At 68.0% G+C, this 26,683-nt stretch carries 27 protein-coding genes, 2 tRNA genes and 1 pseudogene; 23 read left to right on the plus strand and 7 right to left on the minus strand.

Features of this window, described 5'->3' with window-relative positions; translation table 11 throughout:
• Window positions 1–106: 106 nt before the first annotated feature.
• Genes ACODRX_RS04890 through ACODRX_RS04970 form a run of 17 tightly spaced genes read left to right on the plus strand, consistent with a single transcriptional unit; the run spans window position 107 to window position 16,555 of the window.
• Window positions 107–1,255 carry an acyl-CoA dehydrogenase family protein gene (locus tag ACODRX_RS04890; RefSeq protein ID WP_488869903.1) on the plus strand — a complete coding sequence of 383 codons (1,149 nt, stop codon included), beginning with the start codon at window positions 107–109 and terminating at the stop codon, window positions 1,253–1,255.
• On the plus strand, window positions 1,252–2,043 hold the full coding sequence (locus ACODRX_RS04895; protein ID WP_488869905.1) for an enoyl-CoA hydratase/isomerase family protein: 792 nt from the start codon (window positions 1,252–1,254) through the stop codon (window positions 2,041–2,043). Before ACODRX_RS04890 ends, ACODRX_RS04895 begins: the two co-directional genes overlap by 4 nt.
• Window positions 2,040–3,194 carry a thiolase family protein gene (locus ACODRX_RS04900; protein ID WP_488869907.1) on the plus strand — a complete coding sequence of 385 codons (1,155 nt, stop codon included), beginning with the start codon at window positions 2,040–2,042 and terminating at the stop codon, window positions 3,192–3,194. Before ACODRX_RS04895 ends, ACODRX_RS04900 begins: the two co-directional genes overlap by 4 nt.
• The gene (locus ACODRX_RS04905; RefSeq protein WP_488869909.1) at window positions 3,194–3,592 is read left to right on the plus strand and encodes a Zn-ribbon domain-containing OB-fold protein; all 399 of its coding nucleotides are present in this window, start codon (window positions 3,194–3,196) and stop codon (window positions 3,590–3,592) included. The genes ACODRX_RS04900 and ACODRX_RS04905 overlap by 1 nt, the downstream gene beginning before the upstream one ends.
• On the plus strand, window positions 3,589–3,993 hold the full coding sequence (locus ACODRX_RS04910; RefSeq protein WP_488869911.1) for a hypothetical protein: 405 nt from the start codon (window positions 3,589–3,591) through the stop codon (window positions 3,991–3,993). Before ACODRX_RS04905 ends, ACODRX_RS04910 begins: the two co-directional genes overlap by 4 nt.
• Before the next feature lie 55 nt (window positions 3,994–4,048).
• Window positions 4,049–4,462 carry a MaoC family dehydratase gene (locus tag ACODRX_RS04915; protein ID WP_488869913.1) on the plus strand — a complete coding sequence of 138 codons (414 nt, stop codon included), beginning with the start codon at window positions 4,049–4,051 and terminating at the stop codon, window positions 4,460–4,462.
• 10 nt (window positions 4,463–4,472) lie between these two features.
• Entirely contained in the window at window positions 4,473–5,453 is a 981-nt protein-coding gene (locus ACODRX_RS04920; RefSeq protein WP_488869915.1) for a thiamine pyrophosphate-dependent dehydrogenase E1 component subunit alpha, read from the plus strand.
• Window positions 5,450–6,427 carry an alpha-ketoacid dehydrogenase subunit beta gene (locus tag ACODRX_RS04925; protein WP_488869917.1) on the plus strand — a complete coding sequence of 326 codons (978 nt, stop codon included), beginning with the start codon at window positions 5,450–5,452 and terminating at the stop codon, window positions 6,425–6,427. The genes ACODRX_RS04920 and ACODRX_RS04925 overlap by 4 nt, the downstream gene beginning before the upstream one ends.
• Before the next feature lie 18 nt (window positions 6,428–6,445).
• Complete coding sequence (locus ACODRX_RS04930) at window positions 6,446–7,237, plus strand: enoyl-CoA hydratase/isomerase family protein (RefSeq protein ID WP_488869919.1); 792 nt, start codon at window positions 6,446–6,448, stop codon at window positions 7,235–7,237.
• Between the two features lie 3 nt (window positions 7,238–7,240).
• Window positions 7,241–8,401 carry a dihydrolipoamide acetyltransferase family protein gene (locus ACODRX_RS04935; protein WP_488869921.1) on the plus strand — a complete coding sequence of 387 codons (1,161 nt, stop codon included), beginning with the start codon at window positions 7,241–7,243 and terminating at the stop codon, window positions 8,399–8,401.
• The gene (gene lpdA / locus ACODRX_RS04940) at window positions 8,401–9,819 is read left to right on the plus strand and encodes a dihydrolipoyl dehydrogenase (protein ID WP_488870101.1); all 1,419 of its coding nucleotides are present in this window, start codon (window positions 8,401–8,403) and stop codon (window positions 9,817–9,819) included. Before ACODRX_RS04935 ends, lpdA begins: the two co-directional genes overlap by 1 nt.
• A 24-nt stretch (window positions 9,820–9,843) precedes the next feature.
• Complete coding sequence (locus ACODRX_RS04945; RefSeq protein WP_488869923.1) at window positions 9,844–10,842, plus strand: Bug family tripartite tricarboxylate transporter substrate binding protein; 999 nt, start codon at window positions 9,844–9,846, stop codon at window positions 10,840–10,842.
• Window position 10,843: 1 nt separating this feature from the next.
• Window positions 10,844–12,019 carry a CaiB/BaiF CoA transferase family protein gene (locus ACODRX_RS04950; protein WP_488869925.1) on the plus strand — a complete coding sequence of 392 codons (1,176 nt, stop codon included), beginning with the start codon at window positions 10,844–10,846 and terminating at the stop codon, window positions 12,017–12,019.
• A gap of 1 nt (window position 12,020) precedes the next feature.
• Entirely contained in the window at window positions 12,021–12,845 is an 825-nt protein-coding gene (locus ACODRX_RS04955; RefSeq protein WP_488869927.1) for an enoyl-CoA hydratase/isomerase family protein, read from the plus strand.
• Window positions 12,842–13,813 carry a tripartite tricarboxylate transporter substrate binding protein gene (locus ACODRX_RS04960; protein WP_488869929.1) on the plus strand — a complete coding sequence of 324 codons (972 nt, stop codon included), beginning with the start codon at window positions 12,842–12,844 and terminating at the stop codon, window positions 13,811–13,813. The genes ACODRX_RS04955 and ACODRX_RS04960 overlap by 4 nt, the downstream gene beginning before the upstream one ends.
• Window positions 13,814–13,833: 20 nt before the next feature.
• A complete protein-coding gene (locus tag ACODRX_RS04965; RefSeq protein ID WP_488869930.1) occupies window positions 13,834–15,006 on the plus strand; it encodes an acyl-CoA dehydrogenase family protein in 1,173 nt (390 codons plus the stop codon).
• A gap of 43 nt (window positions 15,007–15,049) precedes the next feature.
• Window positions 15,050–16,555 (plus strand): AMP-binding protein, encoded by a 1,506-nt coding sequence (locus ACODRX_RS04970; protein ID WP_488869931.1) that lies wholly within the window; start codon window positions 15,050–15,052, stop codon window positions 16,553–16,555.
• 46 nt (window positions 16,556–16,601) lie between these two features.
• Here ACODRX_RS04970 and ACODRX_RS04975 read toward each other — a convergent pair.
• Window positions 16,602–16,678: transfer RNA gene (locus tag ACODRX_RS04975), tRNA-Arg, on the minus strand.
• 197 nt (window positions 16,679–16,875) lie between these two features.
• Here ACODRX_RS04975 and ACODRX_RS04980 point away from each other — a divergent pair.
• Together ACODRX_RS04980 and ACODRX_RS04985 are read left to right on the plus strand one after the other, a co-directional pair.
• Window positions 16,876–18,093: an MFS transporter gene (locus ACODRX_RS04980; RefSeq protein ID WP_488869932.1), complete on the plus strand. Its 1,218-nt coding sequence runs from the start codon at window positions 16,876–16,878 to the stop codon at window positions 18,091–18,093.
• A 102-nt stretch (window positions 18,094–18,195) separates the two neighbouring features.
• Window positions 18,196–18,272 (plus strand) — tRNA-Arg (locus ACODRX_RS04985).
• Between the two features lie 98 nt (window positions 18,273–18,370).
• Here ACODRX_RS04985 and ACODRX_RS04990 read toward each other — a convergent pair.
• Window positions 18,371–19,327 carry a LysR family transcriptional regulator gene (locus ACODRX_RS04990; RefSeq protein ID WP_488869934.1) on the minus strand — a complete coding sequence of 319 codons (957 nt, stop codon included), beginning with the start codon at window positions 19,325–19,327 and terminating at the stop codon, window positions 18,371–18,373.
• Between the two features lie 118 nt (window positions 19,328–19,445).
• On the opposite strand from ACODRX_RS04990, the gene ACODRX_RS04995 reads away from it, so the two are divergent.
• From ACODRX_RS04995 to ACODRX_RS05010, 4 genes are all read left to right on the plus strand, one after another.
• Window positions 19,446–20,240, plus strand: coding sequence for an SDR family NAD(P)-dependent oxidoreductase (locus ACODRX_RS04995; protein WP_488869936.1), 795 nt, complete (start codon window positions 19,446–19,448; stop codon window positions 20,238–20,240).
• Between the two features lie 61 nt (window positions 20,241–20,301).
• The gene (locus ACODRX_RS05000; protein ID WP_488869938.1) at window positions 20,302–21,276 is read left to right on the plus strand and encodes a Bug family tripartite tricarboxylate transporter substrate binding protein; all 975 of its coding nucleotides are present in this window, start codon (window positions 20,302–20,304) and stop codon (window positions 21,274–21,276) included.
• 30 nt (window positions 21,277–21,306) lie between these two features.
• Window positions 21,307–21,831, plus strand: coding sequence for a carboxymuconolactone decarboxylase family protein (locus tag ACODRX_RS05005; RefSeq protein ID WP_488869940.1), 525 nt, complete (start codon window positions 21,307–21,309; stop codon window positions 21,829–21,831).
• Window positions 21,832–22,419: 588 nt separating this feature from the next.
• Window positions 22,420–22,689: a Bug family tripartite tricarboxylate transporter substrate binding protein gene (locus ACODRX_RS05010; protein WP_488869941.1), complete on the plus strand. Its 270-nt coding sequence runs from the start codon at window positions 22,420–22,422 to the stop codon at window positions 22,687–22,689.
• A gap of 18 nt (window positions 22,690–22,707) precedes the next feature.
• On the opposite strand, the gene ureG is transcribed toward ACODRX_RS05010, so the two are convergent.
• The 5 genes and pseudogenes from ureG to ACODRX_RS05035 form a co-directional block, all read right to left on the minus strand.
• The gene (gene ureG, locus ACODRX_RS05015; RefSeq protein ID WP_488869943.1) at window positions 22,708–23,367 is read right to left on the minus strand and encodes an urease accessory protein UreG; all 660 of its coding nucleotides are present in this window, start codon (window positions 23,365–23,367) and stop codon (window positions 22,708–22,710) included.
• Complete coding sequence (locus ACODRX_RS05020; RefSeq protein ID WP_488870103.1) at window positions 23,364–24,089, minus strand: urease accessory protein UreF; 726 nt, start codon at window positions 24,087–24,089, stop codon at window positions 23,364–23,366. The genes ureG and ACODRX_RS05020 overlap by 4 nt, the downstream gene beginning before the upstream one ends.
• Window positions 24,076–24,597: pseudogene (gene ureE, locus ACODRX_RS05025) on the minus strand (urease accessory protein UreE); the annotation flags it as partial. The pseudogene ureE and the gene ACODRX_RS05020, both read right to left, overlap by 14 nt.
• Before the next feature lie 51 nt (window positions 24,598–24,648).
• On the minus strand, window positions 24,649–26,367 hold the full coding sequence (ureC, locus tag ACODRX_RS05030; protein ID WP_488869944.1) for an urease subunit alpha: 1,719 nt from the start codon (window positions 26,365–26,367) through the stop codon (window positions 24,649–24,651).
• Complete coding sequence (locus ACODRX_RS05035; RefSeq protein WP_488869946.1) at window positions 26,367–26,672, minus strand: urease subunit beta; 306 nt, start codon at window positions 26,670–26,672, stop codon at window positions 26,367–26,369. Before ACODRX_RS05035 ends, ureC begins: the two co-directional genes overlap by 1 nt.
• Between the last annotated feature and the right edge of the window lie 11 nt (window positions 26,673–26,683).

The following is a 26,683-nucleotide window of genomic DNA, read 5'->3' on the forward strand; positions in this document are numbered from 1 at the left end:
ACTGTTTATTGCGGGGTATGGTTGATCTGGATTCTTAGGGAAAACCTGTATTTGATATTCTTTAAAAATAATTAAATTCTCTATGAAGAATTTTGAAAGGTGAGCGATGTCATTGAACTTCGAGTTCTCTGCGGAGCATGAAGCCGTGCGCGACACGGTGCGCAGGCTGTGCCGGGATGAATTGGCTCCGCTGGTGCGCGATGCGGAAGAGAACGAATCCTTTCCTCGGCAGGTGTTCCAGCGCTGGGGCGAACTGGGCCTGCTGGGCGTGCAGTACCCCGAGGCCGACGGCGGCAGCGGCCTGGACAAGGTCAGCGACTGCATCGTGCGCGAGGAGCTCAGCTACCTGTGCCAGTCCTTCGCGTCGAGCTGGTCGGCACACACCCACTTGGGCATCTGGCCCATCTGGAAGGTGGGCACGCCGCAGCAGAAGCAGCGCTTCCTGGCTCCGGCGCTGCGCGGCGAGAAGGTGTCGGGCTTCGGCCTGAGCGAGCCCGATGGCGGCTCCAACATCCGCGCGCTCAAGACCCGGGCCGACAAGGTCGACGGCGGCTGGATGCTCAATGGCAGCAAGCTCTACATCACCAATGCGCCGATAGCCGACTTTCTGCTGGTGGCGGCGCGCACCTCGGCCGAGCTGCGCTCCGAGTCGATCAGCCTGTTCATCGTCGAGCTGCCCCACAACGGCTTCGACATCCACAAGCTGAAGAAGGAGGGCATTCGCGCCTCCGAGACCGGGCTGATCCATATCGAGAATGCCTTCGTGCCCGACGACTGCCTGCTGGGCGAGCGCGTGGGCACCTACCCGGTGATCCTGGGTTCGCTGAGCGAGAACCGCGTGGCGGTGGCCGCCAATGCGCTGGGCATGGCGCGGGCCGCCTTCGACGCGGCGCGCTCCTATGCCGACGAGCGCCTGGTGGCGGGCCGGCGCATCGGCGATTACCAGGCCATCGCGCACCGGCTGGCCGATATGGCGGCCGACATCGAGGCCGCCAGGTGGCTGGTGTACTACGGCGCCTGGCGCGTGGACCAGGGCACGCTGGACAGCGCCACGGCGGCCAAGGTCAAGCTGGTGGCGTCGGAGACGGCGCTCAAGGTCAGCGAGGCGGCCATCCGCATCCTGGGCGGCGCCGGAATCATGCGCGAGTACCCCGTGGGGCGCATCCACCGCGACGCGCTGGTCTACGTCATCGGCGAAGGCACCAGCGACATCCAGCGCAATCTGATCGCCCGCGATCTGGGGTTCAAGGCATGAGCAAGTTCATCCACATCGACAACCAGGGCGCGACGCGCATCGTGCGCCTGAACCGCCCCGAGCGGCGCAATGCCTTCGACCTGGAGGTGCGCCAGGGCCTGGCCGAGGCCATCCTCGAGGCGCGCGACGACGACGGCGTGAAGGTGTTGGTGCTGACCGGCACCGACGGCGTCTTCTGCGCCGGCGGCGACCTCAAGTCGCTGACCGAGGGCGAGCGCACCGTCTACCAGGACCGCGACCGCATCCGGCGGCTGCACCCCTGGTTCCGCGAGCTGGTGAACCTGGAGAAACCTGTGATCGCCGCGGTGGACGGCCCGGCCTTCGGCGCGGGCTTCAACCTGGCGCTGGCCTGCGACTTCGTCATCGCCACCGACCGTGCCCGTTTTTGCGCGGTGTTCGGCCGCATCGGCCTGGTGCCCGACCTGGGTGGGTTCTTTTTGCTGCCGCGCATCGTGGGCCTGCAGCGGGCCAAGGAGCTGGTGTTCACCGCGCGCGAGCTGCCCGCGGCCGAGGCGAAGGAGCTGGGCATCGCCATGCAGGTGGTGGCGCCGGATGCGCTGATGCCCGCGGCGCTGGAGCTCGCGCAGCAGCTCGAATCGGCCTCGATCGAGGCGATAGGCATGGCCAAGAACATCCTCAACCGCTCGTTCAACCTCGACCAGGACACGCTGGCCGAGCTGGAGTCGTCCGCCCAGGCCGTGGCGCGCCACAGCGCCTACCACGCCGAGGCGGTGGGCAACTTCCTGGGCAAGCGCCCGCTCGCCTTCCAGGGGATCGCCAAGCCATGAGCATGAACGCCTTCATCACCGGCGCCTACGACACGGCCGTGGGCGAGCTGCCCGGCAGCAGCTGCATGGCCCTGCACGCCGAGGCCGCGCTGGGCGCGGTGGCCGACGCGGGGCTCAAGCCCTCGGACATCGACGGCGTGCTTTGCGCCTATTCGTTCACCGAACCGCATTTGATGCTGGCCTCGGTGTTCTGCGAGTACCTGGGCATCCACCCCGGCACCTGCCTGGCCATCCAGGCGGGCGGGGCCAGCGCCTGCATCATGGTCATGCAGGCGGCCGCGCTGGTCGCCAGCGGCCAGTGCAACCATGTGCTGGTGGTCACCGGCGACAACCGCCTCACCGGCCTGTCGCGCGACGGTGCCGTGGCGGCGCTGGCCGAGGTGGGGCATCCGCAGTTCGAGCGGCCCTTCGGCATCAGCGTGCCGGCCTCCTATGGCCTGGTGGCACGGCGCTACATGCACGAGTATGGCGTGAGCCGCGAGCAGCTCGCCGCCATCGCGGTGGAGCACCGCCGCCATGCCGCCCGCCACCCCAAGGCGCACAAGCGCGAGCCCATCACCATCGCCGACGTGCTCGCCTCCAAGCCCATCGCCGAGCCGCTGCACCTGCTGGACTGCTGCCTGATCTCTGACGGCGGCGCGGCGCTGGTGGTATCGAGCCGCGCGGCGGCGCGCGATGCCAGGTCGCGCGCCATCGAGATCCTGGGCGCGGGCCAGGGCCATACGCACGAGCACATCGTCGCCGCGCCCAGCCTGGTCGATTTCGGCTGCAAGGCCTCGAGCCGCACCGCATTCGCGCGCGCCGGCATCCAGCCCGCCGAGATCGACGTGGCCGAGATCTACGACTCGTTCACGATCACGCTGGCGGTGGAGCTGGAGTCCATCGGCTTCTTCGAGCGCGGCGAGGCGGGCCAGGCGGCCGCGCGCGGCGAGCTGGGCCTGGGCGGCCGGCTGCCATGTAACACCCATGGCGGGCTAATGTCGTATGCCCACTCGGGCGCGGCCGGCGGCATGTTCCACGCGGTGGAGGCCGTGCACCAGCTGCGCGGCGACGCCGGCGCGCGCCAGGTGCCCGACGCGCGCCTGGCCTTCGTGCATGGCGACGGCGGCATCCTGTCCGCCCACTGTTCCCTGGTTCTTGGAGCGCACTGATGACCCGACCCCTGCCCAAACCCACGCCCGAGACCCAGCCCTTCTGGGACGGCTGCGCCCAAGGCGAACTGCGCTATCAGCAGTGCGCGGACTGCGGCGCGGTACAACTGATTCCGCGCGCGCTGTGCGAGCGCTGCCATGGCAGCAGCCTGGCCTGGAAGGTCTCGGCCCGCCAGGGCCGGCTGCTGAGCTACACCGTGGTGCACCGCGCGCCGGTGCCGGCCTTCAAGGCCGACGTGCCGTATGTGATCGCCATCGTGCACATGGACGAAGGCTTTCGCCTGATGACCCAGGTGAAGGACGGCGCGCGGCAGGCGTTGCGCGTGGACCAGCCGGTGCGCATAGCCTTCGCCACCGTGGACGGCGCGGCGCTGCCGCAGGCGGAGGTGCTGCCATGAAGCCCACCATGAAGCCCATGTTGTACGAGGACTTCGTGCCCGGCGCCGCCATCGGCGAGATCGTGCTGCCCTTCGAGGCCGCGCTGGCCCAGGCCTGGCAGAGCATCTTCGGCGCCGATGCCGGCGGCGGCCCCGCCGAGGCCGCGAGCATGGCCGTGGTGATGATGATGCGCGCCTACCTCAACGTCGTCACGCCGCGCCCGCCGGGCAATGTGCATGCACGCCAGCGCATGCGCCTGGCCGGCACGCCGCGGCTGGGCGAGCGCATTCGCACCGTCATGTCGTGCGAGCACAAGGAGATCCGGCGCGAGCGCCGCTATGTGGAGCTGCGGGCCGTGGGCACTGGCGAGGGCGAGCGCCCATTGTTCGATGCCCGGCTGAGCCTGGTCTGGGCAGCTTAAAAAGATAGCTCCTCGCGCTCACCCATAAACGATATTCATATAAAAAGGCATTGAAATGACCGACCAACAAGCGCCAGGCGCTCCGCTTTTTGAACCAGGTGCCTTGCCGCCCGTGCTGGCGCCCGCCACGCTCACCGTGTCCATGGACGCCATCCGCGCCTACGGCGAGCTGACCGACGACTTCAACCCCATCCACCTCGATCCTGCGTTCGCCGCTACCACGCCCATGCAGGGCGTGATCGCGCACGGCAGCATGTCGATCTGCCTGCTGTGGCAATCGGTGCAGCAGACCCTGCCGCCCCGGGTGTTCGACGACCTGGACCTCGACATCCGCTTCGTCAAGCCCGTGCGCGTGGGCGAGGTGCTGACGGCCGGCGGCGAGCGCATGGCCGATGGCGGCTATGCCGTCTGGGTGCGCGGCCCCGACGGCGCCGACCGGCTGAACGGCCAGATCCGCGTCGCGGGCTGAGGGAGGCCGCATGTCCAACCAAGACCAGACCGCTGAACTGCTCGCGCTCTACGGGCGCATGGCCCTGATCCGCCAGGTGGAGCAGGCGCTCACGCGGCTCTTCGCCAACAGCGAGGTGCCCGGCTTCATCCACCTCAGCATCGGCCAGGAGGCGGTGGCCGCCGGCGTGGCCAGCGCCATGCAGCCGCAGGACACGCTGGCCACCACGCACCGCGGCCATGGCCATGTGCTGGCGCGCGGAATGGACGTGGGCGGCTTTTTCAAGGAAATCATGGGCCGCGCCGGCGGCCTGTGCCAGGGCCGGGGCGGCTCCATGCACGTGGCCGACCTCGGCCTGGGCATCCTGGGCGCCAACGGCATCGTGGGCGCCGGCATCCCGATCGCGCTGGGCAGCGCGATGGCGCATGCCATCCGCGGCACGCAGGGCATGGCCGTGGCCTTCTTCGGCGACGGCGCGATGGCCGAGGGCGTGCTGCACGAGAGCCTGAACATGGCCGCGCTGTACCGCAGCCCGCTGCTGCTGGTGTGCGAGAACAATGGCTGGTCGGAGTTCTCGCCCACCGAGCGGCAGTTCGCGGCCCGGCTGTCCGCGCTGGCCGCCGCGTTCGGCGTGCACTGCCAGCAGGTCGACGGCAACGACGTGCAGGCCGTGGCCGGTGCCGCGGCCCTGGCGGCCGCGCGGCTGCGCGCCGGCCAGGGGCCGAGCGTGCTGGAGTGCGTGACCCACCGCGTGCGCGGCCACTTCGAAGGCGACGCCCAGAAATACCGCGACGCCGACGAGATCAGCGGCCTCGACGCGCACGACCCGCTGGCCCGCGCGCGCCAGGCCCTGCAGGCTGCAGGAGTGGCAGATACCGACATCGAGGCGCTGGATGCGCGCATTGCCGGGCAGATCGAGGCGGCCATCGAGGCCGCGCGCGCCGACGCCTTGCCCGCCTTCGAGGCCGCCGTGGCCGACGTCTACACCCCGCATGAGGAGGCCCGCGCATGAGCGCCACCGAACTGAGAACCGCCGGCGCCATCAACCAGGCGCTGCGCGACAGCATGCAGCAGGACGAGGCCGTGGTGCTGCTGGGTGAGGACATTGCCGCCGCCGGCGGCTCGTTCAAGGCCACGCGCGGCCTGCTCGATGCCTTCGGCCCGCGGCGCGTGATCGATACGCCCATCTCGGAGGCCTCCATGGCGTCGGCCGCCGTGGGCATGGCGCTGACCGGACTCAGGCCGGTGGTGGAGATCATGTTCATGGATTTCGTCACGCTGGCCATGGATGCGCTGGTCAACCAGGCGGCCAAGGCGCGCTACATGTTTGGCGGCCAGGGCTCGGTGTCCCTGGTGCTGCGCACGCCCCATGGCGGCGGGTTGAGCGCGGGGCCGCAGCACTCGCAGTGCCTGGAGGCCTGGCTGGCCCATGTGCCGGGCTTGAAGGTGGTCTGCCCATCGAGCCCGCAGGACGCCTACGCGCTGCTGCGCGCGGCCATCGCCGACCCCGATCCGGTGGTTTTCATCGAGCACAAGGCCATGTATGCGGCCAAGGGGCGGGTCGACACCGCGCAGACGGCGCGCATCGGCGAGGCCCGCATCGTGCGCGCCGGCCGCGACGTGAGCCTGGTCAGCTATGGCGCCACCGTGCCGCTGTGCCTGCAGGCCGCGCAGCAGCTGGCCGGCGAGGGCATCGAGGCCGAGGTGCTGGACCTGCGCTCCATCCAGCCCTGGGACAAGGCCGCGGTGCTGCAGTCGCTGGCGCGCACCCATCGCATGGTGGTGGTGCACGAGGCGGTGCAGGCCTTTGGCGTGGGCGCCGAGATCGTTGCCACCGTGGCCGATGAGGGTTTCGACGAGCTCGATGCCCCGGTGCTGCGGGTGGCCGCGCCCTTCATGCCGCCGCCGTTCGCCAGTTCGCTGGAGCAGGGCTACGCAGTGACTGCGCAGCGCGTGATCGATGCCGTGCGCCGTGCGCTAGCCTGAAACCTGAGGAGACCAGAAATGTCCGAAGCGACCAACCCCATCCTGTGCGAACGTGCGGGCACCGTCGGCGTGCTCACCATCAATCGCCCGAAGACGCTGAATGCGCTCGATATCCCCACGCTGCTGGCGCTGGAGTCTGCGCTGGGCGAACTGGAGAGCGACCACGGCGTGCGCGCCATCGTCATCACCGGCGCCGGCGACAAGGCTTTCGTGGCCGGTGGCGACATTGCCGACCTCGACAGCCGCCAGGGCCTGCAGCATTACCAGGAATTCGCCGAGGTGATCCACCGCGTGTTCCGCCGCTTCGAGCTGTGCGACAAGCCCACGATAGGCGCCATCAACGGCTGGGCGCTGGGGGGCGGCACCGAATTGCTGCTCACGCTCGACATCCGCCTGGTGGCGCAGGAGGCGAAGCTGGGCCTGCCCGAGATCAACCTCGGCCTGTTTCCGGGCGCGGGCGGCTCGCAGCGCCTGATCCGCCAGGTGCCGCTGTGCCGCGCCAAGGAGCTGATGTTCACCGGCAGCCAGGTCACGGCCGCCGAGGCGGTCCAGCTCGGGCTGTGCAACCGCGCCGTGCCGCGCGAGCAGCTCATGGGCGAGGCCATGGCGCTGGCGCAGCAGATCGCGCAGAAGTCGCCGCTGACGCTGAAGCTGCTCAAGCGCACGCTGCGCGACGGCGCCGAGATGCCACTGGACGCCGCGCTGGCGCACGAGCAGGCCATGATCGGCCTGGTGCTGGACAGCCGCGACGCGCACGAGGGCTGCGGCGCCTTCCTCGCCAAGCGCGCGGCCCAGTTCAGCGGGAAATAAGCCATGCGCCGCGAACTCTTGGTGCCCAAGCTCGGACTGACCATGTCCGAGGGCGTGCTGGTGGAATGGATGGTGCAGCCGGGCGACACCTTCAGGGTGGAGCAGGGCCTGTTCGTGATCGAGTCGGAAAAGGCCGCCAACGAAGTCGGCGCCGAGGCCGATGGCGTGCTGCTGGAGATCGCGGCCGAAGCCGGGGCGACCTTGCCCTGCGGCGCGGTGATCGGCTACTGGGACGATGGGCTGGAGGGAGGGCCGCCCGCCGGCGATCCGGCCGCAGCGGTTGCAACGGCCGCTGTACCCACTCTCGCGGCGCGCGTGCCGGTCACGCCGCTGGCGCGGCGGCTGGCGGCGCAGCGCGGCATCGATCTGTCGCAGTTGGCAGGCTCGGGGCCGCGCGGCCGCATCCGGGCGCGCGACCTGCCCGAGGTCCAGGCCGCGGCCCTGGCTGCCGCCGCATGCCCGCAGCCCGAATCGCAGGCCGGCGATCTGCGCGCGCCCACGGCGCTGGAGCAGACCGTGGCCCGGCGGCTGACCGAGGCCAAGCAGCAGGTGCCGCACTTCTACCTGGCGGTGGAGGCCGAGGTCAGCCGGCTGCTGGCGCTGCGGGCGCAGCTGAATGCCGCGCAGCAGGGCCTGCCGTTCACGCTCAACCATTTCCTGCTCGCGGCGGTGGGGCGGGCGCTGGCCGAGATGCCGCAGCTCAACCGTGTCTGGACCGACGCAGGCATACGCGCGTTCACGCACAGCGATGTCGGCATGGCCGTCGATGCCGATCGCGGCCTGCTGGTGCCGGTGCTGCGCAACGTGGGGGCGAAGACGCTGGCCGCCACCGCCAGCGCTGCGCGCGATGCGGCCGAGCGGGCCAAGGCCGGCCGGCTGGCCGCCGCCGAGATGGCCGGCGGCGCGATCACCGTGTCCAACGCGGGCATGCACGGCGTGACCTACATGACCTCCATCATCAACCCCGGCCAGGCCATGATCCTGGGCGTGGGCGCGGTGCGCGAGGTCTTCCGCCCCAACAAGAAAGGCAAGCCCCGGCTGCGCCGCGAAATGGGCCTGGTGCTGTCGGCGGACCACCGCGTGCTCGACGGGGTGTCGGCGCTGGGGCTGCTCAAGCGCATCACCGGCCTGCTCGAAAACCCCCTGGCCTTGCTGGTCGCGTGATGGCAAGGCAGGCCAAGACTTTCGACGTGATCGTCATCGGCGGCGGCCCCGGTGGCTATGTGGCGGCGCTGCGCTGCGCGCAACTCGGCCAGCGCGTGGCCCTGGTCGAGCGCGAGCACCTGGGCGGCATCTGCCTGAACTGGGGCTGCATCCCCACCAAGGCCTTGCTGCACGCGGCCGACACGCTGCGGCGCATCGCGCAGGCCGGTGCGCTGGGCATCGAGGTGGCCCGGCCGCAGGTGGACTTTGCCAGGCTGGTGGCGCGTTCGCGCCAGGTGGCGCAGCGGCTGGGCGGCGGTGTTGCGCACCTGCTGAAGAAGGCCAAGTCCCCGGTATTCATGGGCTCGGCCCGGCTGGGACCGCAACTGGACGGCTTGCACAGCGTGCAGGTCGAAGCCGAAGGCGGCACTGCTCAATGGTTGCAGGCCCCGCATGTGATCCTGGCCACCGGCGCCCGCGCCCGCGAGCTGCCCGGCCTGCCGTTCGATGGTGAGCGGGTGTGGAGCTACCGCGACGCACTGGTGGCCAAGGCAGCTCCGCGTTCGTTGCTGGTGATCGGCGCCGGCGCCATCGGCATGGAGTTCGCCTCGTTCTATGCCGCCATGGGCACCGAGGTGACCGTGGTGGAGGCGCAGTCCCAATTGCTGCCGAGCAGCGATGCCGATGTCGCGGCCTTTGTGCGGCAGGCCGTCGCCAAGGATGGAATCCGCGTGCACCTGGGTGCCGTGGTGAAGGGCGCCCAGGTCGGCCCCGACGGTGTGGGCGTGCAGCTGGAGACCGCCGATGGCGGGCAGAGCCTGCAGGCCGAGCGCGTGCTCGTGGCCATCGGCCTCATGGGTCATACCGAGGGCCTGGGCCTGGAGGGTACGCGCGTGCAGGTCGAGCGCGGCTGCATCGCCGTGGACGGCTGGGGCGCGACGGCCGAGCCCGGCATTCATGCGGTCGGCGATGTGACCGGCGCGCCCATGCTGGCGCACCGGGCCAGCCACCAGGGCCTGTTGTGCGCCGAGCGCATCGCCGGCCTGCACGCGGGCGAGGAGCCCCCGGTGCTGAACGTGCCCGCCTGTGTCTACAGCCACCCGCCGAGCGCGGCCGTGGGCCTGACCGAGGCGCAGGCCCGGGCCACGGGCCGGCCGCTCCGGGTCGGGAGCTTTCCGCTCGAGGCCAACGGCAAGGCCATCGCCATCGACGAGGCCAGGGGCTTCGCCAAGACCATCTTCGATGCGCAGACCGGCGAGCTGCTGGGCGCCCACCTGGTGGGCGCCGAGGCCACGGAGCTGATCCATGGCTTCACGCTGGCGCGCACGCTCGAGGCCACCGAGGCCGAGCTGATCGAGACCATCTTTCCCCATCCCACGCTGTCCGAGGCGATGCACGAATCGGTGCTGGCAGCGTGGGGCCGTCCGCTGCACACCTGACGGGCCCGCACTGAGAGGCAAACCATGACACCTGAGCAATTTCCCATCGACCGCCGCAGCTGCCTGGGGCTGGCGCTGGCCGGCTTCCTGCCGGGCCTGGCTGGCCCGGCTGCGGCGCAGGAACGCTGGCCCGAGCGGCCGCTGCAGCTGATCGCGCCCATCGCGGCCGGCGGGCTGACCGATGCGCTGGCGCGCATGCTGGCCAGCGGCCTGTCCACCCGCCTGGGCCAGCAGGTGGTGGTCGACAACCGGCCCGGCGGCGCGGGCGTGATCGGCATGTCGGCGGCGGCGCGCTCGCCGGCCGACGGCTACCACCTGGTGCTGGTGTACCAGGGCGTGGCCAGCGTCAACCCGGTGCTGTACCCCAAGCTGCCGTACGACACGCTGCGCGACTTCGCCCCGGTGGCGCAGGTGGCCACCTTCCCGATGGCCCTGGTGGCCAGCTCTCGCGTGCAGGCCGCAGACCTGCAGGCCTTCATGGCGTTGGCACGCAGCAAGCCGGGCCGGCTGAGCTATGCCTCGGCCGGCAACGCCACCACGGCGCACCTGACGATGGAGCTGTTCAAGCGCCGCACCGGCCTGCAGCTCACGCACATCCCCTACAAGGGCGAGGCGCCGGCGCTCAACGACCTGATCGGCGGCCAGGTGGACGTGGCGTTCAGTTCGCTGGGCTCGGTGCTGCCGCACCTGCACAACGACCGGCTGAAGCTGCTGGGCGTTACCTCCGCGCAGCGCACGCCGCTGGCGCCCGAGCTGCCGACCATTGCGGAGGCGGGCGTGGCCGGCTTCCAGTCGCTGGGCTGGTATGCGGTGCTGGCGCCGGCCGGCACGCCTGCAGTGGCGATCGAGCGGCTGAACCGGGAGCTGCTGGCCATCCTGGCCGAGCCCGAGATGCGCACGCGGCTGGCGGCCCAGGCCATCGTTCCCGGCGGCTCCAGCCTTGAGGTGCTGCGCCAGTGGATCACCGAGGACACCGAGCGCTGGCGCAAGGTCATTGCAGATGCCGGCATCAAGGCGGACTGAGGTGCAGGCATTGCAACAGGCCCTACAGGGCATCAAGGTACTGGACTTCAGCCAGGGCATTGCAGCGCCGCACGGCGCCTGCCTGATGGCGGAGATGGGGGCCGACGTGGTCAAGGTCGAGCCGCCCTCCGGCGACTGGCTGCGCGGGCTGGGCGTCAAGCGCAACGGCTCCAGCGTGCTCTACGGCACCTTCAACCGCGGCAAGCGCGGGCTGGCGCTGGATCTCAAGCAGCCCGAGGCGCTGGAGGCGGCGTGCCGCCTGATCGCCGATGCGGACGTGCTGATCGAGAGCAACCGCCCCGGCGTCATGCAGCGCCTGGGCCTAGACTACGAAAGCGTGCGCCGCATCCAGCCCCGCATCGTCTATGCCTCGGTCACCGGCTTCGGGCGCACCGGGCCCTACGCCGACCGGCCGGCCACCGATGCGGCGGTGCAGGCCTTTAGCGGGCTGTCGTTCGGCGCCAACGACATGGTGCAGCCTATCCGGGTGCGGATCTCGCTGGTGGACGTGGTGACGGGCATCTACCTCAGCCAGGCTGTGCTGGCCGCCCTGGTGCAGCGCGGCCGCACCGGCGAAGGCCAGCATGTGGACCTGTCGCTGATGCACTGCATCGCCGCTGTGCAGGGCTACAAGTTCGCCGAGCACCAGGCGAGCGGCGGTGCCATTGCTCGTGAGCTGTTCGCCGCCATCGGCATCTACCGCTGCGCCGACGGCTACATCGCGCTGAGCGCGATGCGCGACCAGCAGGTGATCGACCTGGTGCGGCTGATCGGCCAGGAGGTGCTGCTGCAGCAGCCAGGCTTTGGTAGCCCGCAGGCGCGTTTCGAGAACCAGGACGGGCTGCGCACGGCGATCGCCGAGGCGCTGGCCGAACACCCGGTGGCCCACTGGCTGCCGCTGCTGCATGCGGCCGACCTGATCGCGCAGCAGGTGCAGGACTATGACGGCTTTCGTTCCCACCCGCAGACGCAGGCCCAGGGCATTTTTGCCGACACCGACCTGGGCGAGATCGGCCGGCTGCCGGTGGTGCGCATGCCGGGGCTGCTGCAGGGCGCCACAAGTGCGCCGGCGCCCTGCATCGGGCAGCACACGCGGGCCGTGCTGCGCGAGGCGGGCCTGGATTCGGAGGCTTGTGAGCACCTGCTGTCCCTGGGCGCAGCGGTACAGGGGGGCTGACATGGACTGGCATACCCTGCACTGCGAATCGAGCGACGGCGTGGCCCTGGTCACGCTCGACCGCTCCGAGGCCCGCAATGCGCTAGATGAGACGATGCGCCGCGAACTGCCGCAGCTGCTGCAACAACTGCGCGAGGATGACGCGGTTCGCGCGGTGGTGCTGCAAGGCGCTGGCGGCCATTTCTGCGCCGGCGGCGACCTGCGCGCCATGAGCGCCCGGCCGCGCACCGCCTACCAGTCGCGCCAGCGCATCCACGCGCTGCACGAATGGCTGCCGGCCTGGGCCAACCTGGAGAAGCCGGTGATCGCCGCGGTCGACGGCTCGGCCTTCGGCGGCGGCTTCAGCCTGGCGCTGCTGTCCGACTTCGTGCTGGCCACGCCGCGGGCGCGTTTCTGCCAGGTGTTCGCGCGCATAGGCCTGGTGCCGGACATGGCGGCCATGTACCTGCTGCCGCGCATCGTGGGACTGCAGCGCGCCAAGGAGCTGATGTTCAGCGCGCGCGTGCTGCCGGCAGCCGAGGCGCAGGCGCTGGGCATCGTCTATGCGCTGCATGAGCCCGAGGACCTGCTGGCCGAGGCGATGGCGCTGGCCCGGCGCTTCACGGAGGCCTCGCCACTGGCGATTGGCCTGACCAAGAACATCCTGAACCAGAGCTTCCAGCTGGACCAGCGCGCGATGGCCGAGTTGGAGAGCTATGCCCAGGGCCTGTGCATGGACAGCGACTACCACCGCGATGCCGTGCGCCGCTTTCTCGCCCGCGAACCCCTGGCCTTTCCCGGGCTGGACGCGGCAGCCACCCACGCTTCCCAAGGAGACTTCGCATGATGCGTTCACTTTTCGCCCTGGCCCTGTGCGGCCTGCTGGGCATGGCTGCGGCCCAGGCCGTCGATGACTTGCCGCCAGCGGGCAAGGTCGTGAAGATCATCGTGCCGTTCGCGCCGGGCGGCACCTCCGACATCCTGGGCCGCAAGCTGGCGCAGGATCTGGCCGCACGCATCGACCGCTCGGTGATCGTGGAGAACCGCGCCGGGGCCGGTGGCTCGCTGGGCACCGAGGCCGCAGTGCGTGGTGATGCCGACGGCAGCACCATCCTGCTGCACAGCGGCGCCATCGCGGTGGACCCGGCGCTCAAGCCACGGCTGTCCTACGACGTGCAGCGCGACCTGGCCGCCGTGACCACGGCCGTCGCCGGGCCGTTTGCGGTGCTGGTGAACAACGAGCTGCCGGTCAAGACCATGGCCGAGCTGATCGCCTATGCGAAGGCCCGGCCGGGCAAGCTCAACTATGGCACGCCCGGCGTCGGCAGTTCCATCCACCTGACGACCGAGTACCTGAAGTCCGCCACCGGCATGGACCTGGTGCATGTGCCGTTCAAGGGCGCGAGCCTGGCGCTGACCGCGGCGATGGCCGGCGACGTGCAGCTGATCCTCGACCCGCTCGCCACCGCCCGCAAGTACGCCGAGTCCGGCAAGCTGCGCGCCCTGGCGCTCACCACCGGCTCGCGCAGCGCCCTGTGGCCCGAGATGGGCACGGTGGCCGAGGCCGGGGTGAAGGGATTCGATGCCTCGGTCTGGTATGGCGTGTTCGTGCCGGCCAAGACGCCGCGGCCGGTGGTCGAGCGGCTGAACCGCGAGTTCGTTGCCATTCTCCGGGCCCCCGCGATGGCCGCCTGGCTGCGCGAGCAGGGCCTGGAGCCTATCGCCGACACGCCCGCCGCCGCGCGCCAGCGCCTGGACGGCGAGATAGCGAACTGGAGAAAAGTGATCCAGGCCAACCACATCACGGCGGACTAGCCGCCACCAAGGAGCATTGCATGGACTTTCGACTCAACGACGAGCAGCGCATGATGGTCGACACCGCGCGCCAGATCGGCGAGCGCTTCGGCCTGGAGTACTGGCGCGAGCTCGATGCCCGCAAGCAGTTTCCCGCCGAATACTGGAGGGCGGTGTGCGAGGCAGGCCTCTGCGGCGTGGCCTTGCCCGAGGAGCAGGGCGGCAGCGGCCTGGGCATGATGGAGATGTCGCTGATCGTGGAGGCGCTGGCGGCCTCCGGTGGCGGCTCCACGGTGGGGCAGCTGTTCATGATCAACCCTATCTTTGGCGGCGTGTCGATCTCGCGCTTTGGCCGCGAACGCATGAAGCGTGAAGTCCTGCCCGGGATCATCAATGGCGAAATCAATTGCTGCATGGCGCTGACCGAGCCTGACGCCGGCACCAACACGCTGGAGATCAAGACCTTTGCCAGCGCCGACGGTGGCGGTTGGCGCCTGAGTGGCCGCAAGATCTGGATCACCGGCGTGGCCTCGGCGCAGAAGATGCTGGTGATCGCACGCACCAGGAAGCTGGCGCAATCCAGTTCGCGGACCGATGGCTTGAGCATGTTCATGATCGACGTGCAGCGCGAGGGATTGACGCACACGCCCATCGACAAGCTGGGCACCTGCACGCTGGATTCGAGCAGCGTGTTCTTCGACAACGTGCGCGTCGAGGCCGACGAGTTGATCGGAACCCTGCATGCCGGCTGGCGCGAGTTGCTCGATGTGCTCAATACCGAGCGCATGGTGACTACGGCTGGGTTGGTAGGGGCCGGTGAGCTGGCCATTGGTCTGGCGGTGCAGTATGCCAATGACCGCAAGGTGTTCGGTGACCGGCCCATCAGCAGCTACCAGGGCCTGCAATTCCCGCTGGCGCAGTGCCATGTAGAAATCGGGGCGGCCCGCCTGCTCAATCACAAGGCTGCCACCAACTTCGATGCCCGTCTGCCTTACAGCAACGAGGCCAATGCGGCCAAGCTGATCGCGGCCCAGGCGGTGGCCCGGGCAACCGAGCGCGCCATGCAGACCATGGGCGGGATGGGCTATGCCAAGGAATACCACGTAGAGCGCCTGTGGCGCGATGCGAGGTTGTTTCGCTTTGCTCCGGTCTCCGAGGAGATGCTGCTCAACTACGTGGCGGTGCATGAGCTGGGCATGCCCCGGTCGTATTGAGCGGCGAGTGGCAGGTCGTTCAGTCAATGAAGGGGAAGAATCCATGGTGTCCATCACAGCCAGCGTGGCCTGGTGGGCTCGCACCGAGCCCACCAGAGAAGCACTTATCTACCAGGGAGAGCGCATTGCGTTCGGCGAACTTCAGGCGCGCGTGGAGCAGGCTGCGGGCCTGATGGTCAGCCGCGGCATTGGTGCCGGCGACGTGGTGGCGCTGCTGATGAAGAACAGCGCCGCCTTCCTCGAGCTGGCACTGGCCGTCACGCATGCGGGTGGCGTGCTTCTGCCCATCAACTACCGGCTTGGTGCCGAGGAGGTGGACTACATCCTCAACCATGCGGGTGTGAAGCTGCTGTTTGCCGATGCGGAGTTCGAGGCGGCTGCCGGCCAGCGCGTGCCCACCATCCTGCTGGACGAGGCGGCGCAGCGCGACAGCCGCGTGCTCGGCGGGCAGGCCGGCCTTGCCCCGTTGCTCGATCCGGTTCACCGGCAGACGGATGATCTCTACAGGCTGATGTACACCTCGGGGACGACGGACCGGCCCAAGGGCGTGATGCACAGCTTTGGCAACATGGCCTGGAAGTGCATGGACCACGTGGCGGCGCTGGGCCTGTCGGGCCAGGAGCGTTTGCTGGTCGTGGGGCCGCTGTACCACGTGGGCGCCTTCGACCTGCCTGGGGTTGCCGTATGGCACATGGGCGGCCTGCTCGCGGTGGAGCGCGATTTCCATGCCGAGGCGACATTGGCATTGATCGAGCGCGAATGCATCACTGGTGGCTGGATGGCTCCGGTCATGCTGAACCGCTGCCTTGCGCTGCCGGGGCGAGGCAGTTTCGACCTGTCCAGCCTGCGTTGGCTGGTGGGTGGCGGCGAGCGCACGCCGGAGGAACGCATCCGCGAATTCGGTACGCTGTTTCCGCGGGCGCGGTATGTCGATGCCTATGGCCTGACCGAATCCTGCTCGGGCGACACCATGATGGAGGCCGGCCGCGAGATCGAGAAGATAGGCTCCACGGGCCGGGCGCTGGCCCATGTCGAGCTCGCCATCCTCGACGATGCAGGGCAGCCCCTGGCGGCGGGCGAGAGCGGCGAGGTTTGCCTGCGTGGGCCGAAGGTGAGCCAGGGGTATTGGCGTGATGAAGCCAAGACGCGAGCCTGTTTCGTCGACGGCTGGTTCCGCACGGGCGACGTGGGCCATCTCGATGCGGAGGGCTTTCTGTTCCTGACCGACCGCAAGAAGGACATGATCATCAGCGGCGGCGAGAATATCGCTTCGTCCGAGGTCGAGCGGGTGCTTTACCAGTTGCCACAGGTGACGGAGGCTGCCGTCATCGGCTTGCCTGATGCCCGCTGGGGAGAGCGTGTGACTGCTGTGGTGGTGCTGCGCGAAGGCGCAGGCCTGGGCCCGGAGCAGTTGCGGGAGCACTGCGCCGGCAAGCTGGCTGGCTTCAAGATCCCCAGGCAGCTGATTGTTGCCGAGGCCCTGCCGCGCAATCCTTCCGGCAAGGTGCTCAAGCGCCAGCTGCGCGAGCAGTATGCATCCATGGACTAGTTCCATGCAAAAAGCCCCCGATGCGATGCATCGGGGGCTTTGCATATGGTGCGGCTGGCAGGAATCGAACCCACGACCCCTTGGTTCGTAGCCAAGTACTCTATCCAGCTGAGCTACAGCCGCGAAGCTCGCATTCTAGCATGAAAAAACAGCGGCATGCCGAGCCGCGGCTGCCAAGGCAGATCCCGGCTGTGGCGCCCCGGGAAAACAAGGCGTCACCGCAAGTCAGGAATGGGACGCCGGGGCCACCGACAGGCGGCAGATGAGGATAATGCCCCCAGCTTGCCGCCACCAAGCAGGCACCCACGCCCTGTTTCCGCATGTCGACCCCTTCCGCCACGCCACCCCCTCCCACCGATTTTTCCCTGTGGCGCATCGCCATCCCGGCTTTTGGCCCCTCGCTGCTCTTCGGGCTGGGCGAGGGCGCCATCCTGCCGATCATTCCGCTGATGGCGCGCGACCTGGGCGCCTCGGTGCCGATGGCGGCGCTGGTCGTCGGCCTGATCAGCATCGGCTCGCTGCTCAACAATATTCCGGCATCGCTGATCACGATGCGCTGGGGCGAGCGCTGGGCCATCGTGGCGGCCGGCTTGTGGAGCGGCCTGGGCATGGCGCTGTGCGTGTTCACCTCGCATCTGCTGCTGTTCGCGGCGGGTTGCTTCATGGTGGGCATGTCGCAGGCGGTCTACAACCTGGCGCGCCAGAGCTACATGACCGAGGCCGTGCCCATCGCCTACCGGGCGCGGGCGCTTTCCACGCTGGGCGGCGTGATGCGCATAGGCATGTTCATCGGCCCCTTCCTCGGCGCCTGGGCGGTGCATTCGTTTGGCCTGGCCGCGGCCTTTGGCGTCGGGATTGCCGGTGTGCTGTGCGCGGCGGCCATTGCCGTGCGCGTACCGGATCTGGAGCCGCCCGCGCTGGCCCCCGGCCAGGCGCCGCCGGCATCCACCACCATCCTGTCCACGCTGCGGGACCATCGCCAGGTATTCCTCACGCTGGGGTTGGGGGTGCTGCTGGTCAGCGCCGTGCGGGCATCGCGCCAGGTGGTCATCCCGCTGTGGGCCGATCATCTTGCGCTGGCGCCCGCGGTGGCATCGCTGGTCTACGGCCTTGCGGGCGGCATCGACATGCTGGTCTTCTACCCTGCCGGCAAGGTGATGGACCACAAGGGCCGGCGCTGGGTGGCCGTGCCCTCGATGCTCATCATGGGCGCGGCGATGTTGCTGATGCCCTTGACCTCGGGCTTCACCACGCTGCTGCTCGCTGCGCTGGCCATCGGGTTTGGCAACGGCATCGGCTCGGGGATGATCATGACCCTGGGCGCAGACCATTCGCCGCGCCACGGGCGGGCCCATTTCCTGGGGGTATGGCGCCTGATGTCGGACATCGGCGCTTCGTGCGGGCCGGCGCTGCTGTCCTTTCTTGCCGGCAGCTTGTCACTGGCGGCCGGCATCGCCACGACCGGGCTCATCGCCTTCGCGGCGGCAGGCGCGCTGGCGCACTGGATTCCCCGGAAGCCGGGTGCCGAGCGAGGGTGATTCGCCGATTCATGGGTTGCAGCGTGGCGGGGCTGCAGTATTTTCACTGACCTGCCAAAGTTCGCCAAAGCAGTGATTTCTTTGATCTATAATGCGAGCTTCGCGGCTGTAGCTCAGCTGGATAGAGTACTTGGCTACGAACCAAGGGGTCGTGGGTTCGATTCCTGCCAGCCGCACCAAAAACTGAAATGAAATCAAAGGCTTAGAGATTATTCTCTAAGCCTTTTTTCTTGGGCGCGCCCCGCAGGGGGGCGTTGGCGGGTCGCGGTGGGCGGCTTCAAGAGCTGCGCCTGAGGGCTCTTTTCGCGGTGGGCGGAAGTATCCACCTGGGGTGTTTTTTGATCAGTTGCCTGCATACCGAGGCAGCCACCTCCATCGCCGCATCCGCCAGCACCGTAGGCTTGCCCGTGCGCCGGTTGATGATTCCAATGGAGCGCAGCGGTCCGTCGATGATTTCAGAAATCTGCACGCCTTTCATTCCCACGGCGGGAAACACTCCCAGGTACGGCAGCACCGCGACGCCGACGCCGGCCTGCACCAGGCCGATGACGGAGCTGATCTGCTCGAGCTGCATCTTGGGCTGGTACTCGATGCCACGGCCGAGGTAGGCTGCGCTCATGTAGCGCCAGGCCGTGCTCGCGTTGGTCAGGGTGATGATTGGCATGCCGACGAGGTCGCTGAGCTTCAGGTGCGAGGGGGTCTTGCTGTGCCAGCGTTCCCCGGCGAGGACCACGAACCGGTCTCGCATCAGCTCGCGGTACTGCAGGTCCGGGTGCGAAGGGGCGATGGAGGCGAAGGCCAGGTCTGCCTGGTAGTGGACGATGTGATCGACGCATCGGCTGTTGGGCGCGTCCAGCACGGTGATGTGGGGTGCGTTGAAGCGCTCCTCCAATATGGCGCAGATCTGCGGAACCAGCACGTTGGCCAGAGAGGGCCAGGCGGAGATGCTCAGCTGCAGCGACTCGTGCTCTGCGGAGGACAGCAGGCGCGTCATGCCGCTGTCGTACTCGCCAATGATGGTGCGGGCGATGGAGGCCAGCCGTTTGCCGCCTTCCGTGATGCGGACATGGCGGGTGGAGCGCTCAAACAGGGGGAGTCCCAGGTTTTCTTCCAGCTCGCGCACCGCCTTGCTCAGGGCCGGCTGCGTCATGAACATCTTTTCGGCGGTTTTGCTGAAATTGAGCGTATCCGCCAGCGCCAGGAAGATGCGAAGCTGCTTAGGGGAAATATTCATTTATTTCTTCGAGATATAGATCAATGAAAATAAAGAATTTTTGAAATATACCTGATGTGCCTAGCATCTGTCCCAAGCGCCGTGTCACGCGTGGCGCCATTGAAAGGACGGAGACGACATGCTGGATCTGAGCAACAAGGTGGCTTTGGTGATGGGCTGCGGCGCAGTGGCCAAGGGCTGGGGAAATGGCAGGGCCACGGCAGTTCTGCTGGCTCGCCAGGGAGCGAAGGTCTATGGCACCGATATCTCGCTGGACCGGGCCAGCGAGACCCGCGAGCTGATTGCGCAGGAAGGGGGCGAGTGCCATGTGTCCATCTGCGATGTCACCCAGTCGGACCAGGTCGCGGCCACTGTCGAGGATTGCATCCAGCGGTTTGGCCGGATCGACATCTTGGTCAACAACGTAGGCGTGTCGCAGCCTGGCGGCCCCGTGGACATGAGCGAGGAGACCTGGGATGCCCAGATCCAGGTCAATCTCAAGGGCGCCTTTTTGACACTCAAGCACGTCATACCCCATATGCGCGCGCAGGGCGGCGGCGCGATTGTCAACGTGGCATCTGTGGCGGGCCTGCGCTATGTGGGCAAGCCGCAGGTGGCCTATGCGGCAGCCAAGGCCGGGCTCATGCATCTTGGCCACACTTCGGCAGTCATTCACGCCGCCGAGGGCATCCGCATCAACACGGTGGTTCCTGGCCTGATGCACACGCCGCTCATTGAGGGCCTGGCGGCGAAGTACGCCAAGGGCGACACGCAGGGATTCATCGAGCACCGGAACAACCAGGTGCCAATGAAGCACATGGGCACGGGATGGGATACCGCGAATGCAGTGCTCTTCCTCGTGGCCGACGAGAGCCGGTACGTCACAGGTACCGAGATCGTGGTGGATGGCGGACTCATCGCGGCCACACGCTGACTGGGTAGGCCACGGGGGCGGCCCAAGAGCCCCTGTTTCGATACACATCCAAGGAGAACAGATGATGAATCGCCGTCATTGGCTTGCCGCTGCCTGCGTGGGGCTGGGAATGGGAATGGGCCTGAGCAGCGCCGCCTGGGCGCAGGCCTACCCCAGCCAGCCCATCCGCCTGATCGTGCCGTTTGCGCCCGGCGGTGCGGTGGATCAAACCGCCCGGATCATCAGTGGCGCTCTGGCCGAGCGCCTGGGCCAGCAGATCGTTGTCGAGAACAAGCCCGGTGCCAGTGGCTCGGTTGCGGCTGGCGAACTCGCCCGTGCCAAGCCTGATGGCTATACGGTCATGCTGGCGCTGGATTCCCAGGCGGTGAATCACCACATCGTCAAGAATCTGCCATTCGATACCTTCAACAGCTTTGACTACCTGGGCATCCTGGTGACCACGCCGCAGGTTTTGGTGGTGCGCAACGACATCCCCGCCAAGACCTTGGATGAGCTGGTCGCCTATCTCAAGGCCCATCCCGATGCAAGCTATGGCTCGGCCGGCACCGCTTCCGCTGGCCATGTGAACAGCGCGCAGCTGTCGATCGCCAAGGAACTGAAGACCGAGCATGTGCCATACAAAGGCGCCGCGCCCATGATGGCCGACCTGTTGGGCGGGCACATCGACTATGCCTTCGGCGGCCTGTCGGTGCTGCTGCCGCACATCAAGGCGGGCAAGGTGCGCGCCATAGCGGTCAGCTCTCCCAAGCGTTCCGCGATGCTGCCTGAGGTGCCGGCAATGAACGAGTTCATCCCGGGTTTCGACTACCCCACCTGGATTGGCTATGTGGCGCCCAAGGGCTTGCCTGCGGATGTGCGCGCCAAGATCATCAAGGCCTTCAGCGGCACGATGCAAGACCCCCAGATCGCCAGGCGCTTCAACGAAAACGCCTTTGACATTGTCAATGGCACGCCGCAGGCGATGGCCCTGCGCGTGCGCAAAGACTCGGATGTGATGTCGGAGCTGGTCAAGCGAAAGATCGTTGAAGCCAACTGATCTCTTTTCAACCCAAGAAAAATCCCATTCATGGCACGTATCCCCTACGCAGACTGCCAACGGCCGGCGGTCAAGGAGCTTTCCGATCGCATCATTGCAGAGCGCGGAAGCATCCTGCACCTGTACCAGATGTTGATGCACAGCGCCCCGGTGGCGCAAGGCTGGCTCAATTACCTCACCGCCATCCGCCAAAAGACGAGCATCGGCGGGGCAATGCGCGAGCTGATCATCATGCGCGTGGCGCTTCTCAACAATGCGCCCTACGAAGCAGAGCAGCATGCGCCCATCGCTTTGCAGGAAGGCCTGTCCCAGGCCAAGCTCGATGCGCTTGCGCATTGGCCGGCAAGCAAGGCCTACGACGAAAGGGAGCGCGCCATCCTGGCCTATACGGACTCAATGACCCGTGAAATCCAGGTGCCAGAGGAGACGTTCGCCGCGGTGGCGAAACTCTACGGCAACGAGGAGATTGTCGAGATCACGGCGACGATTGCGGCCTACAACATGGTGTCGCGCTTCCTGGAGGCACTGCAGATCCATTCGCATGACGAGCGTTGAACCCGGATAAGAACCAAGGAGACAGATGTGAAGAAACAGTTAGTCCTCGCCGCCATGCTGCTGCCGCTTGCGGCACTGGCCCAGGAAGCATGGCCCAGCAAACCCATTACCTTCGTTGTGCCGTATCCACCGGGCGGACCCACGGATCTGAGAACGTGTTTACGCTCTCTACGACGCCGCGTTGGAGGCGCAATCGGGATGAGTGCGAGTCGATGTGGCGCAGCATGCACTGGTGTGCATGCAAGACGCAGCGCGAAGCAATCGCCCGATTGCGCCCCAACCCGTAGGGCCAGTGCATTTGCGGCCGCCCGGGGAGGGGCGGTCTGCGGCGTTGCCTCGCCGGCCGCGCGAATCCTCGCAATAGCGGTGCTATTGCTGCGGTATCGCGCCTTGCATCCCATCCCGCAAATGCACTGGCGCGGCGCCGTAGAGAGCGTAAACACGTTCTGACGGCCCGCCTGATCGCAACGCCATTGTCCCAAAAGCTCAATGTGCCGGTCATTGTCGAGAACCGCGCCGGCGCCAGCGGCAATATCGGCTCGGCCCAGGTCGGTCACCACCAAAGACCGCTCGCCGCTGCTGCCAGAAGTGCCGTCCATCGCCGAACAGGGCTATCCAGGGTTCGAGTACTACGCATGGCATGGCATCTCCACCACGGCGGGCACTCCCAAGCCGGTGATCGCCAAGCTCAACACCACGCTGCAGGAAGTCTTTGCCGATCCCCGGTTCCGCGAGAAGTGGCTGGAGATGGGCTCCGAGGTCGTGTCGGGCACGCCGGAGCAGTTCGATGCCTTCATCCGCAGCGAGACCGGAAAAATGCAGAAGCTGATCAACAGCCTGCAGATCAAGCTGGACTGAGCTGCCTGGCGCTTGGCCTCACGCCGCCAGCAAGCCCTGGCGCTCGATGAAGGCCACCACCTCGTCCAGCCCCTGCAGGGTCTTGAGGTTGGTCATGACGAAGGGCTTGAGCCCCTTGGGCGTGGTGCGCATGCGCACGGTGTCGGCGCGCATGACTTCCAGGTCGGCGCCCACGTGAGGGGCCAGATCGGTCTTGTTGATGACGAAGAGGTCGCTCTTGGTGATGCCGGGGCCGCCCTTGCGCGGGATCTTCTCGCCCGCGGCCACGTCGATCACGTAGATGGTCAGGTCCGAGAGCTCGGGGCTGAAGGTGGCGGCCAGGTTGTCGCCGCCCGATTCGATGAAGACGATGTCGGCATCGGGGAACTGGCCCAGCATGCGGTCTATGGCTTCGAGGTTGATCGAGGCATCCTCGCGGATGGCCGTGTGCGGGCAGCCGCCGGTTTCCACGCCCATGATGCGCTCGGCCGGCAGCGCGCCGCTGATGGTCAGCAGGCGCTGGTCTTCCTTGGTGTAGATGTCGTTGGTGATGGCCACCAGGTCCCATTTGTCGCGCATGGCCTTGCACAGCATCTCCAGGATGGTGGTCTTGCCCGAGCCGACCGGCCCGCCTATGCCCACGCGCAGCGGGGGCAGCTGCTTGCTGCGGTGGGGAATGTGGTGCAGTGCGGATGTCATGATCTGAACAGGCGTGAATATTGGTGTTCGTGCCGGGCCGAGAGTATGGCCAGCATGGGCGAGAAGGCCTGGCGCGCGGCGTCCGGCAGGACTGCGGCGTGCGCCACGGCGGCGGGGATTTCCCGGGCCAGCCGGGCCAGGATGCGCTGGCCCGCGCTCTGGCCCAGCGGCACGGCCTTGATGGCGGCCTGCACCATGTTCTCGGCCCAGCCGAAGGCATAGGCGAGCAGGGCCTGTTCCACCGGCGCCTGGGCGAAGGCGGTGGCCAGCGCGAAGGCAATGGGGTAGGTGGGGCGCTGGCGCGACAGCGCCGCCAATTGCCGGATCTGTGCGCTGCGCGCGGCATCCGCCGCCTGCTGGTTGCGCAGCCAGTCGGCGAGCGAGCGGCCCATCTGCTCGGTCTGCAGGCGCAGCTCGCTGGTCTCGCGCGTGGCCAGCACCCAGTCGTTGAGCTGCTGCACGCGGGCCAGGTCGCCACCCAGCCAGGCGGGCAGCGCCTGGGCGATGGCGGCCATGTCGCCGCGCGCCTGGGTCAGCTGCAGCTGCTGCACCAGCCAGCTGGCGGCCTCGGCCTCGGTCGTGACATGCGCGGCATGGATGGCGGCCTCCAGCCCTTCGGAGTAGGAAAAGCCGCCGATGGGCAGCGCCGGCGAGGCCAGCCACATCAGCTGCAGCAGCGTGGCCGGGGCCAGGGGCGGCGGCGCTTCAGTGGTCGTGCCCATGGTGGTGCCCATGCCCGTGGGCATGTTCGTGTCCGTGCTGGTGGCCACCATGTGTCCCGCCGTAGGCGCCGCCTTCCGGCTCGAAAGGCACTTCGGCCTCGGTCACGGTCATGTGCATGGCGCGCAGCATGTCGGCCAGCACATGGTCGGGCTCGATCTTCAGGTGGTCGGGCTGCAGCTCGATGGGCACATGGCGGTTGCCCAGGTGGTAGGCGGCGCGCATGAGGTCGAAGGGGCTGCCGTGCTCGGCGCAGGCGGTGATGCGCAGCACCTTCTGCGGCGCGGCCAGCACGCGCACCAGGCTGCCGTCTTCGGCCACCAGCACGTCGCCGCCGCGCACGGCCTGGCCGCGTGGCAGGAAGACGGCCAGCTCGCGGCCCTGGCTGTCGGTGGCGGCGAAGCGGCTTTTCTGGCGCACGTCCCAGTCCAGTTCCACGGTGGTGGCGCGCCTGAGCAGCACGGGCGAGAGGCCCTGTCCCTGGGGCAGGAGTTTGTTGGCGGTCAGCATGGGGGCGGGTCCATTCAAAAAGCGATGGCGCTTGATGCGGTCAGCATACCGTCAGAACAGGAAGTAGCGCTGCGCCATGGGCAGGCTGGCGGCGGGCTCGCAGACCAGCAGCTCGCCGTTGGCGCGCACCGCGTAGGTCTGGGCATCCACCTCCATGTGCGGCGCCAGGTCGTTGTGGACCATGTGGCGCTTTTGCACGCCGCGTATGCCCTTGACGGCCGCCAGCGGCTTGCGCAGCCCGAAGCGCTCGCCGATGCCGGCCGCCAGCCCCGCCTGCGAGACGAAGGTGAGCGAGCCGTGCGCATTGCTGCCGGCGAAGGCGCCGAACATCGGCCGGTAGTGCACCGGCTGGGGTGTGGGGATGCTGGCGTTGGGGTCGCCCATGGCCGCCATGGCGATGCTGCCGCCTTTGAGGATGCAGGCGGGCTTGACGCCGAAGAAGGCCGGCTTCCAGAGCACGATGTCGGCCCACTTGCCCACCTCGATGCTGCCGACCTCGTGGCTGATGCCGTGGGCGATGGCCGGGTTGATGGTGTACTTGGCGATGTAGCGCCGGGCGCGGAAGTTGTCGTTGCGCGCGCCGTCGCCCGGCAGGGCGCCGCGCTGCAGCTTCATCTTGTGCGCGGTCTGCCAGCAGCGCAGGATGACCTCGCCCACCCGGCCCATGGCCTGGCTGTCGGAGCTGAACATGCTGATCGCGCCGATGTCGTGCAGGATGTCCTCGGCCGCGATGGTCTCCTTGCGGATGCGGCTTTCGGCAAACGCCAGGTCTTCGGCGATGCCGGCGTCCAGGTGGTGGCAGACCATGAGCATGTCCACATGCTCGTCCAGCGTGTTCACCGTATAGGGGCGGGTGGGGTTGGTCGAGCTGGGCAGCACGTTGGCTTCGCCCACCACCTTCAGGATGTCGGGCGCGTGGCCGCCGCCCGCGCCCTCGGTGTGGAAGGTGTGGATGGTGCGGCCCTTGAACGCGGCCACGGTGTCTTCCACGAAGCCCGATTCGTTGAGCGTGTCGGTGTGGATGGCGACCTGGGTGTCGGTCTGCTCGGCCACGGCGAGGCAGTTGTCGATGGCCGCCGGCGTGCTGCCCCAGTCCTCGTGCAGCTTCAGGCCGATGGCGCCGGCGGCGATCTGCTCGTGCAGCGCGCCCGGCAGGCTGGCGTTGCCCTTGCCCAGGAAGCCCAGGTTCATCGGGAAGGCGTCGGCCGCCTGCAGCATGCGCTCCATATGCCAGGGCCCCGGCGTGCAGGTGGTGGCGAAGGTGCCGGTGGCCGGGCCGGTGCCGCCGCCGATCATGGTGGTCACGCCGCTGGCCAGCGCCTCCTCGATCTGCTGCGGGCAGATGAAGTGGATGTGGGTGTCGATGCCGCCGGCGGTCACGATCAGCCCCTCGCAGCTGATGATCTCGGTGCCGGGGCCGATGATGATGTCCACGCCGGGCTGGGTGTCGGGGTTGCCGGCCTTGCCGATGGCGGCGATGCGCCCACTCTTGAGGCCGATGTCGGCCTTGGCGATGCCCCAGTGGTCGATGATCAGCGCATTCGTCAGCACGGTGTCGGCCGCGCCTTCGGCGCGGCTGCGCTGCGACTGCGCCATGCCGTCGCGTATGGTCTTGCCGCCGCCGAACTTCACCTCTTCGCCATAGCCGCCCGCGGCCAGGGTGAAGTCCTGCTCCACCTCGATGACGAGATCGGTATCTGCCAGCCGCAGCCGGTCGCCCACCGTGGGGCCATAGGTCTCGGCATAGGCGCGCCTGTCCATGGTGGCCATCAGAGTGCTCCTTGAACCAGGCCGCGAAAGCCGTAGATCTGCCGCGCGCCGGCGATATCCACCAGCTCCACCGTGCGCTGCTGGCCCGGCTCGAAGCGCACCGCCATGCCGCTGGCGATGTTCAGCCGCATGCCATGGGCCGCGGCGCGCTCGAATGCCAGCCCGGCATTGGTTTCGGCAAAGTGGTAGTGCGAGCCCACCTGTATGGGGCGGTCGCTGGCGTTGTGCACCACCAGCGTGCGGGTGCGGCGGCCAGGGTTCAGGGCGTGCTCGCCCGCGTCGATCAGCAGTTCTCCAGGAATCATGCGGTTTCCCC

It is taken from the genome of Comamonas sp. FG99 (assembly GCF_057808605.1).

Bases quoted from the DNA above. Each gene is read 5' to 3' on its own strand.
- ACODRX_RS05000 (WP_488869938.1), top strand. From the start codon at position 20,302: ATGATGAATCGCCGTCATTGGCTTGCCGCTGCCTGCGTGGGGCTGGGA.
- ACODRX_RS04980 (WP_488869932.1), top strand. From the start codon at position 16,876: ATGTCGACCCCTTCCGCCACGCCACCCCCTCCCACCGATTTTTCCCTG.
- ACODRX_RS04990 (WP_488869934.1), bottom strand. From the start codon at position 19,327: ATGAATATTTCCCCTAAGCAGCTTCGCATCTTCCTGGCGCTGGCGGAT.
- ACODRX_RS04920 (WP_488869915.1), top strand. From the start codon at position 4,473: ATGTCCAACCAAGACCAGACCGCTGAACTGCTCGCGCTCTACGGGCGC.
- ACODRX_RS04890 (WP_488869903.1), top strand. From the start codon at position 107: ATGTCATTGAACTTCGAGTTCTCTGCGGAGCATGAAGCCGTGCGCGAC.
- lpdA (WP_488870101.1), top strand. From the start codon at position 8,401: ATGGCAAGGCAGGCCAAGACTTTCGACGTGATCGTCATCGGCGGCGGC.
- ACODRX_RS04925 (WP_488869917.1), top strand. From the start codon at position 5,450: ATGAGCGCCACCGAACTGAGAACCGCCGGCGCCATCAACCAGGCGCTG.
- ACODRX_RS04915 (WP_488869913.1), top strand. From the start codon at position 4,049: ATGACCGACCAACAAGCGCCAGGCGCTCCGCTTTTTGAACCAGGTGCC.
- ACODRX_RS04935 (WP_488869921.1), top strand. From the start codon at position 7,241: ATGCGCCGCGAACTCTTGGTGCCCAAGCTCGGACTGACCATGTCCGAG.
- ACODRX_RS04895 (WP_488869905.1), top strand. From the start codon at position 1,252: ATGAGCAAGTTCATCCACATCGACAACCAGGGCGCGACGCGCATCGTG.
- ACODRX_RS05020 (WP_488870103.1), bottom strand. From the start codon at position 24,089: ATGGGCACGACCACTGAAGCGCCGCCGCCCCTGGCCCCGGCCACGCTG.
- ACODRX_RS04960 (WP_488869929.1), top strand. From the start codon at position 12,842: ATGATGCGTTCACTTTTCGCCCTGGCCCTGTGCGGCCTGCTGGGCATG.
- ACODRX_RS05035 (WP_488869946.1), bottom strand. From the start codon at position 26,672: ATGATTCCTGGAGAACTGCTGATCGACGCGGGCGAGCACGCCCTGAAC.
- ACODRX_RS04945 (WP_488869923.1), top strand. From the start codon at position 9,844: ATGACACCTGAGCAATTTCCCATCGACCGCCGCAGCTGCCTGGGGCTG.
- ACODRX_RS04970 (WP_488869931.1), top strand. From the start codon at position 15,050: ATGGTGTCCATCACAGCCAGCGTGGCCTGGTGGGCTCGCACCGAGCCC.
- ACODRX_RS05005 (WP_488869940.1), top strand. From the start codon at position 21,307: ATGGCACGTATCCCCTACGCAGACTGCCAACGGCCGGCGGTCAAGGAG.
- ACODRX_RS04965 (WP_488869930.1), top strand. From the start codon at position 13,834: ATGGACTTTCGACTCAACGACGAGCAGCGCATGATGGTCGACACCGCG.
- ACODRX_RS04900 (WP_488869907.1), top strand. From the start codon at position 2,040: ATGAGCATGAACGCCTTCATCACCGGCGCCTACGACACGGCCGTGGGC.
- ACODRX_RS04905 (WP_488869909.1), top strand. From the start codon at position 3,194: ATGACCCGACCCCTGCCCAAACCCACGCCCGAGACCCAGCCCTTCTGG.
- ACODRX_RS04955 (WP_488869927.1), top strand. From the start codon at position 12,021: ATGGACTGGCATACCCTGCACTGCGAATCGAGCGACGGCGTGGCCCTG.
- ACODRX_RS04930 (WP_488869919.1), top strand. From the start codon at position 6,446: ATGTCCGAAGCGACCAACCCCATCCTGTGCGAACGTGCGGGCACCGTC.
- ACODRX_RS04995 (WP_488869936.1), top strand. From the start codon at position 19,446: ATGCTGGATCTGAGCAACAAGGTGGCTTTGGTGATGGGCTGCGGCGCA.
- ureG (WP_488869943.1), bottom strand. From the start codon at position 23,367: ATGACATCCGCACTGCACCACATTCCCCACCGCAGCAAGCAGCTGCCC.
- ureC (WP_488869944.1), bottom strand. From the start codon at position 26,367: ATGGCCACCATGGACAGGCGCGCCTATGCCGAGACCTATGGCCCCACG.
- ACODRX_RS04910 (WP_488869911.1), top strand. From the start codon at position 3,589: ATGAAGCCCACCATGAAGCCCATGTTGTACGAGGACTTCGTGCCCGGC.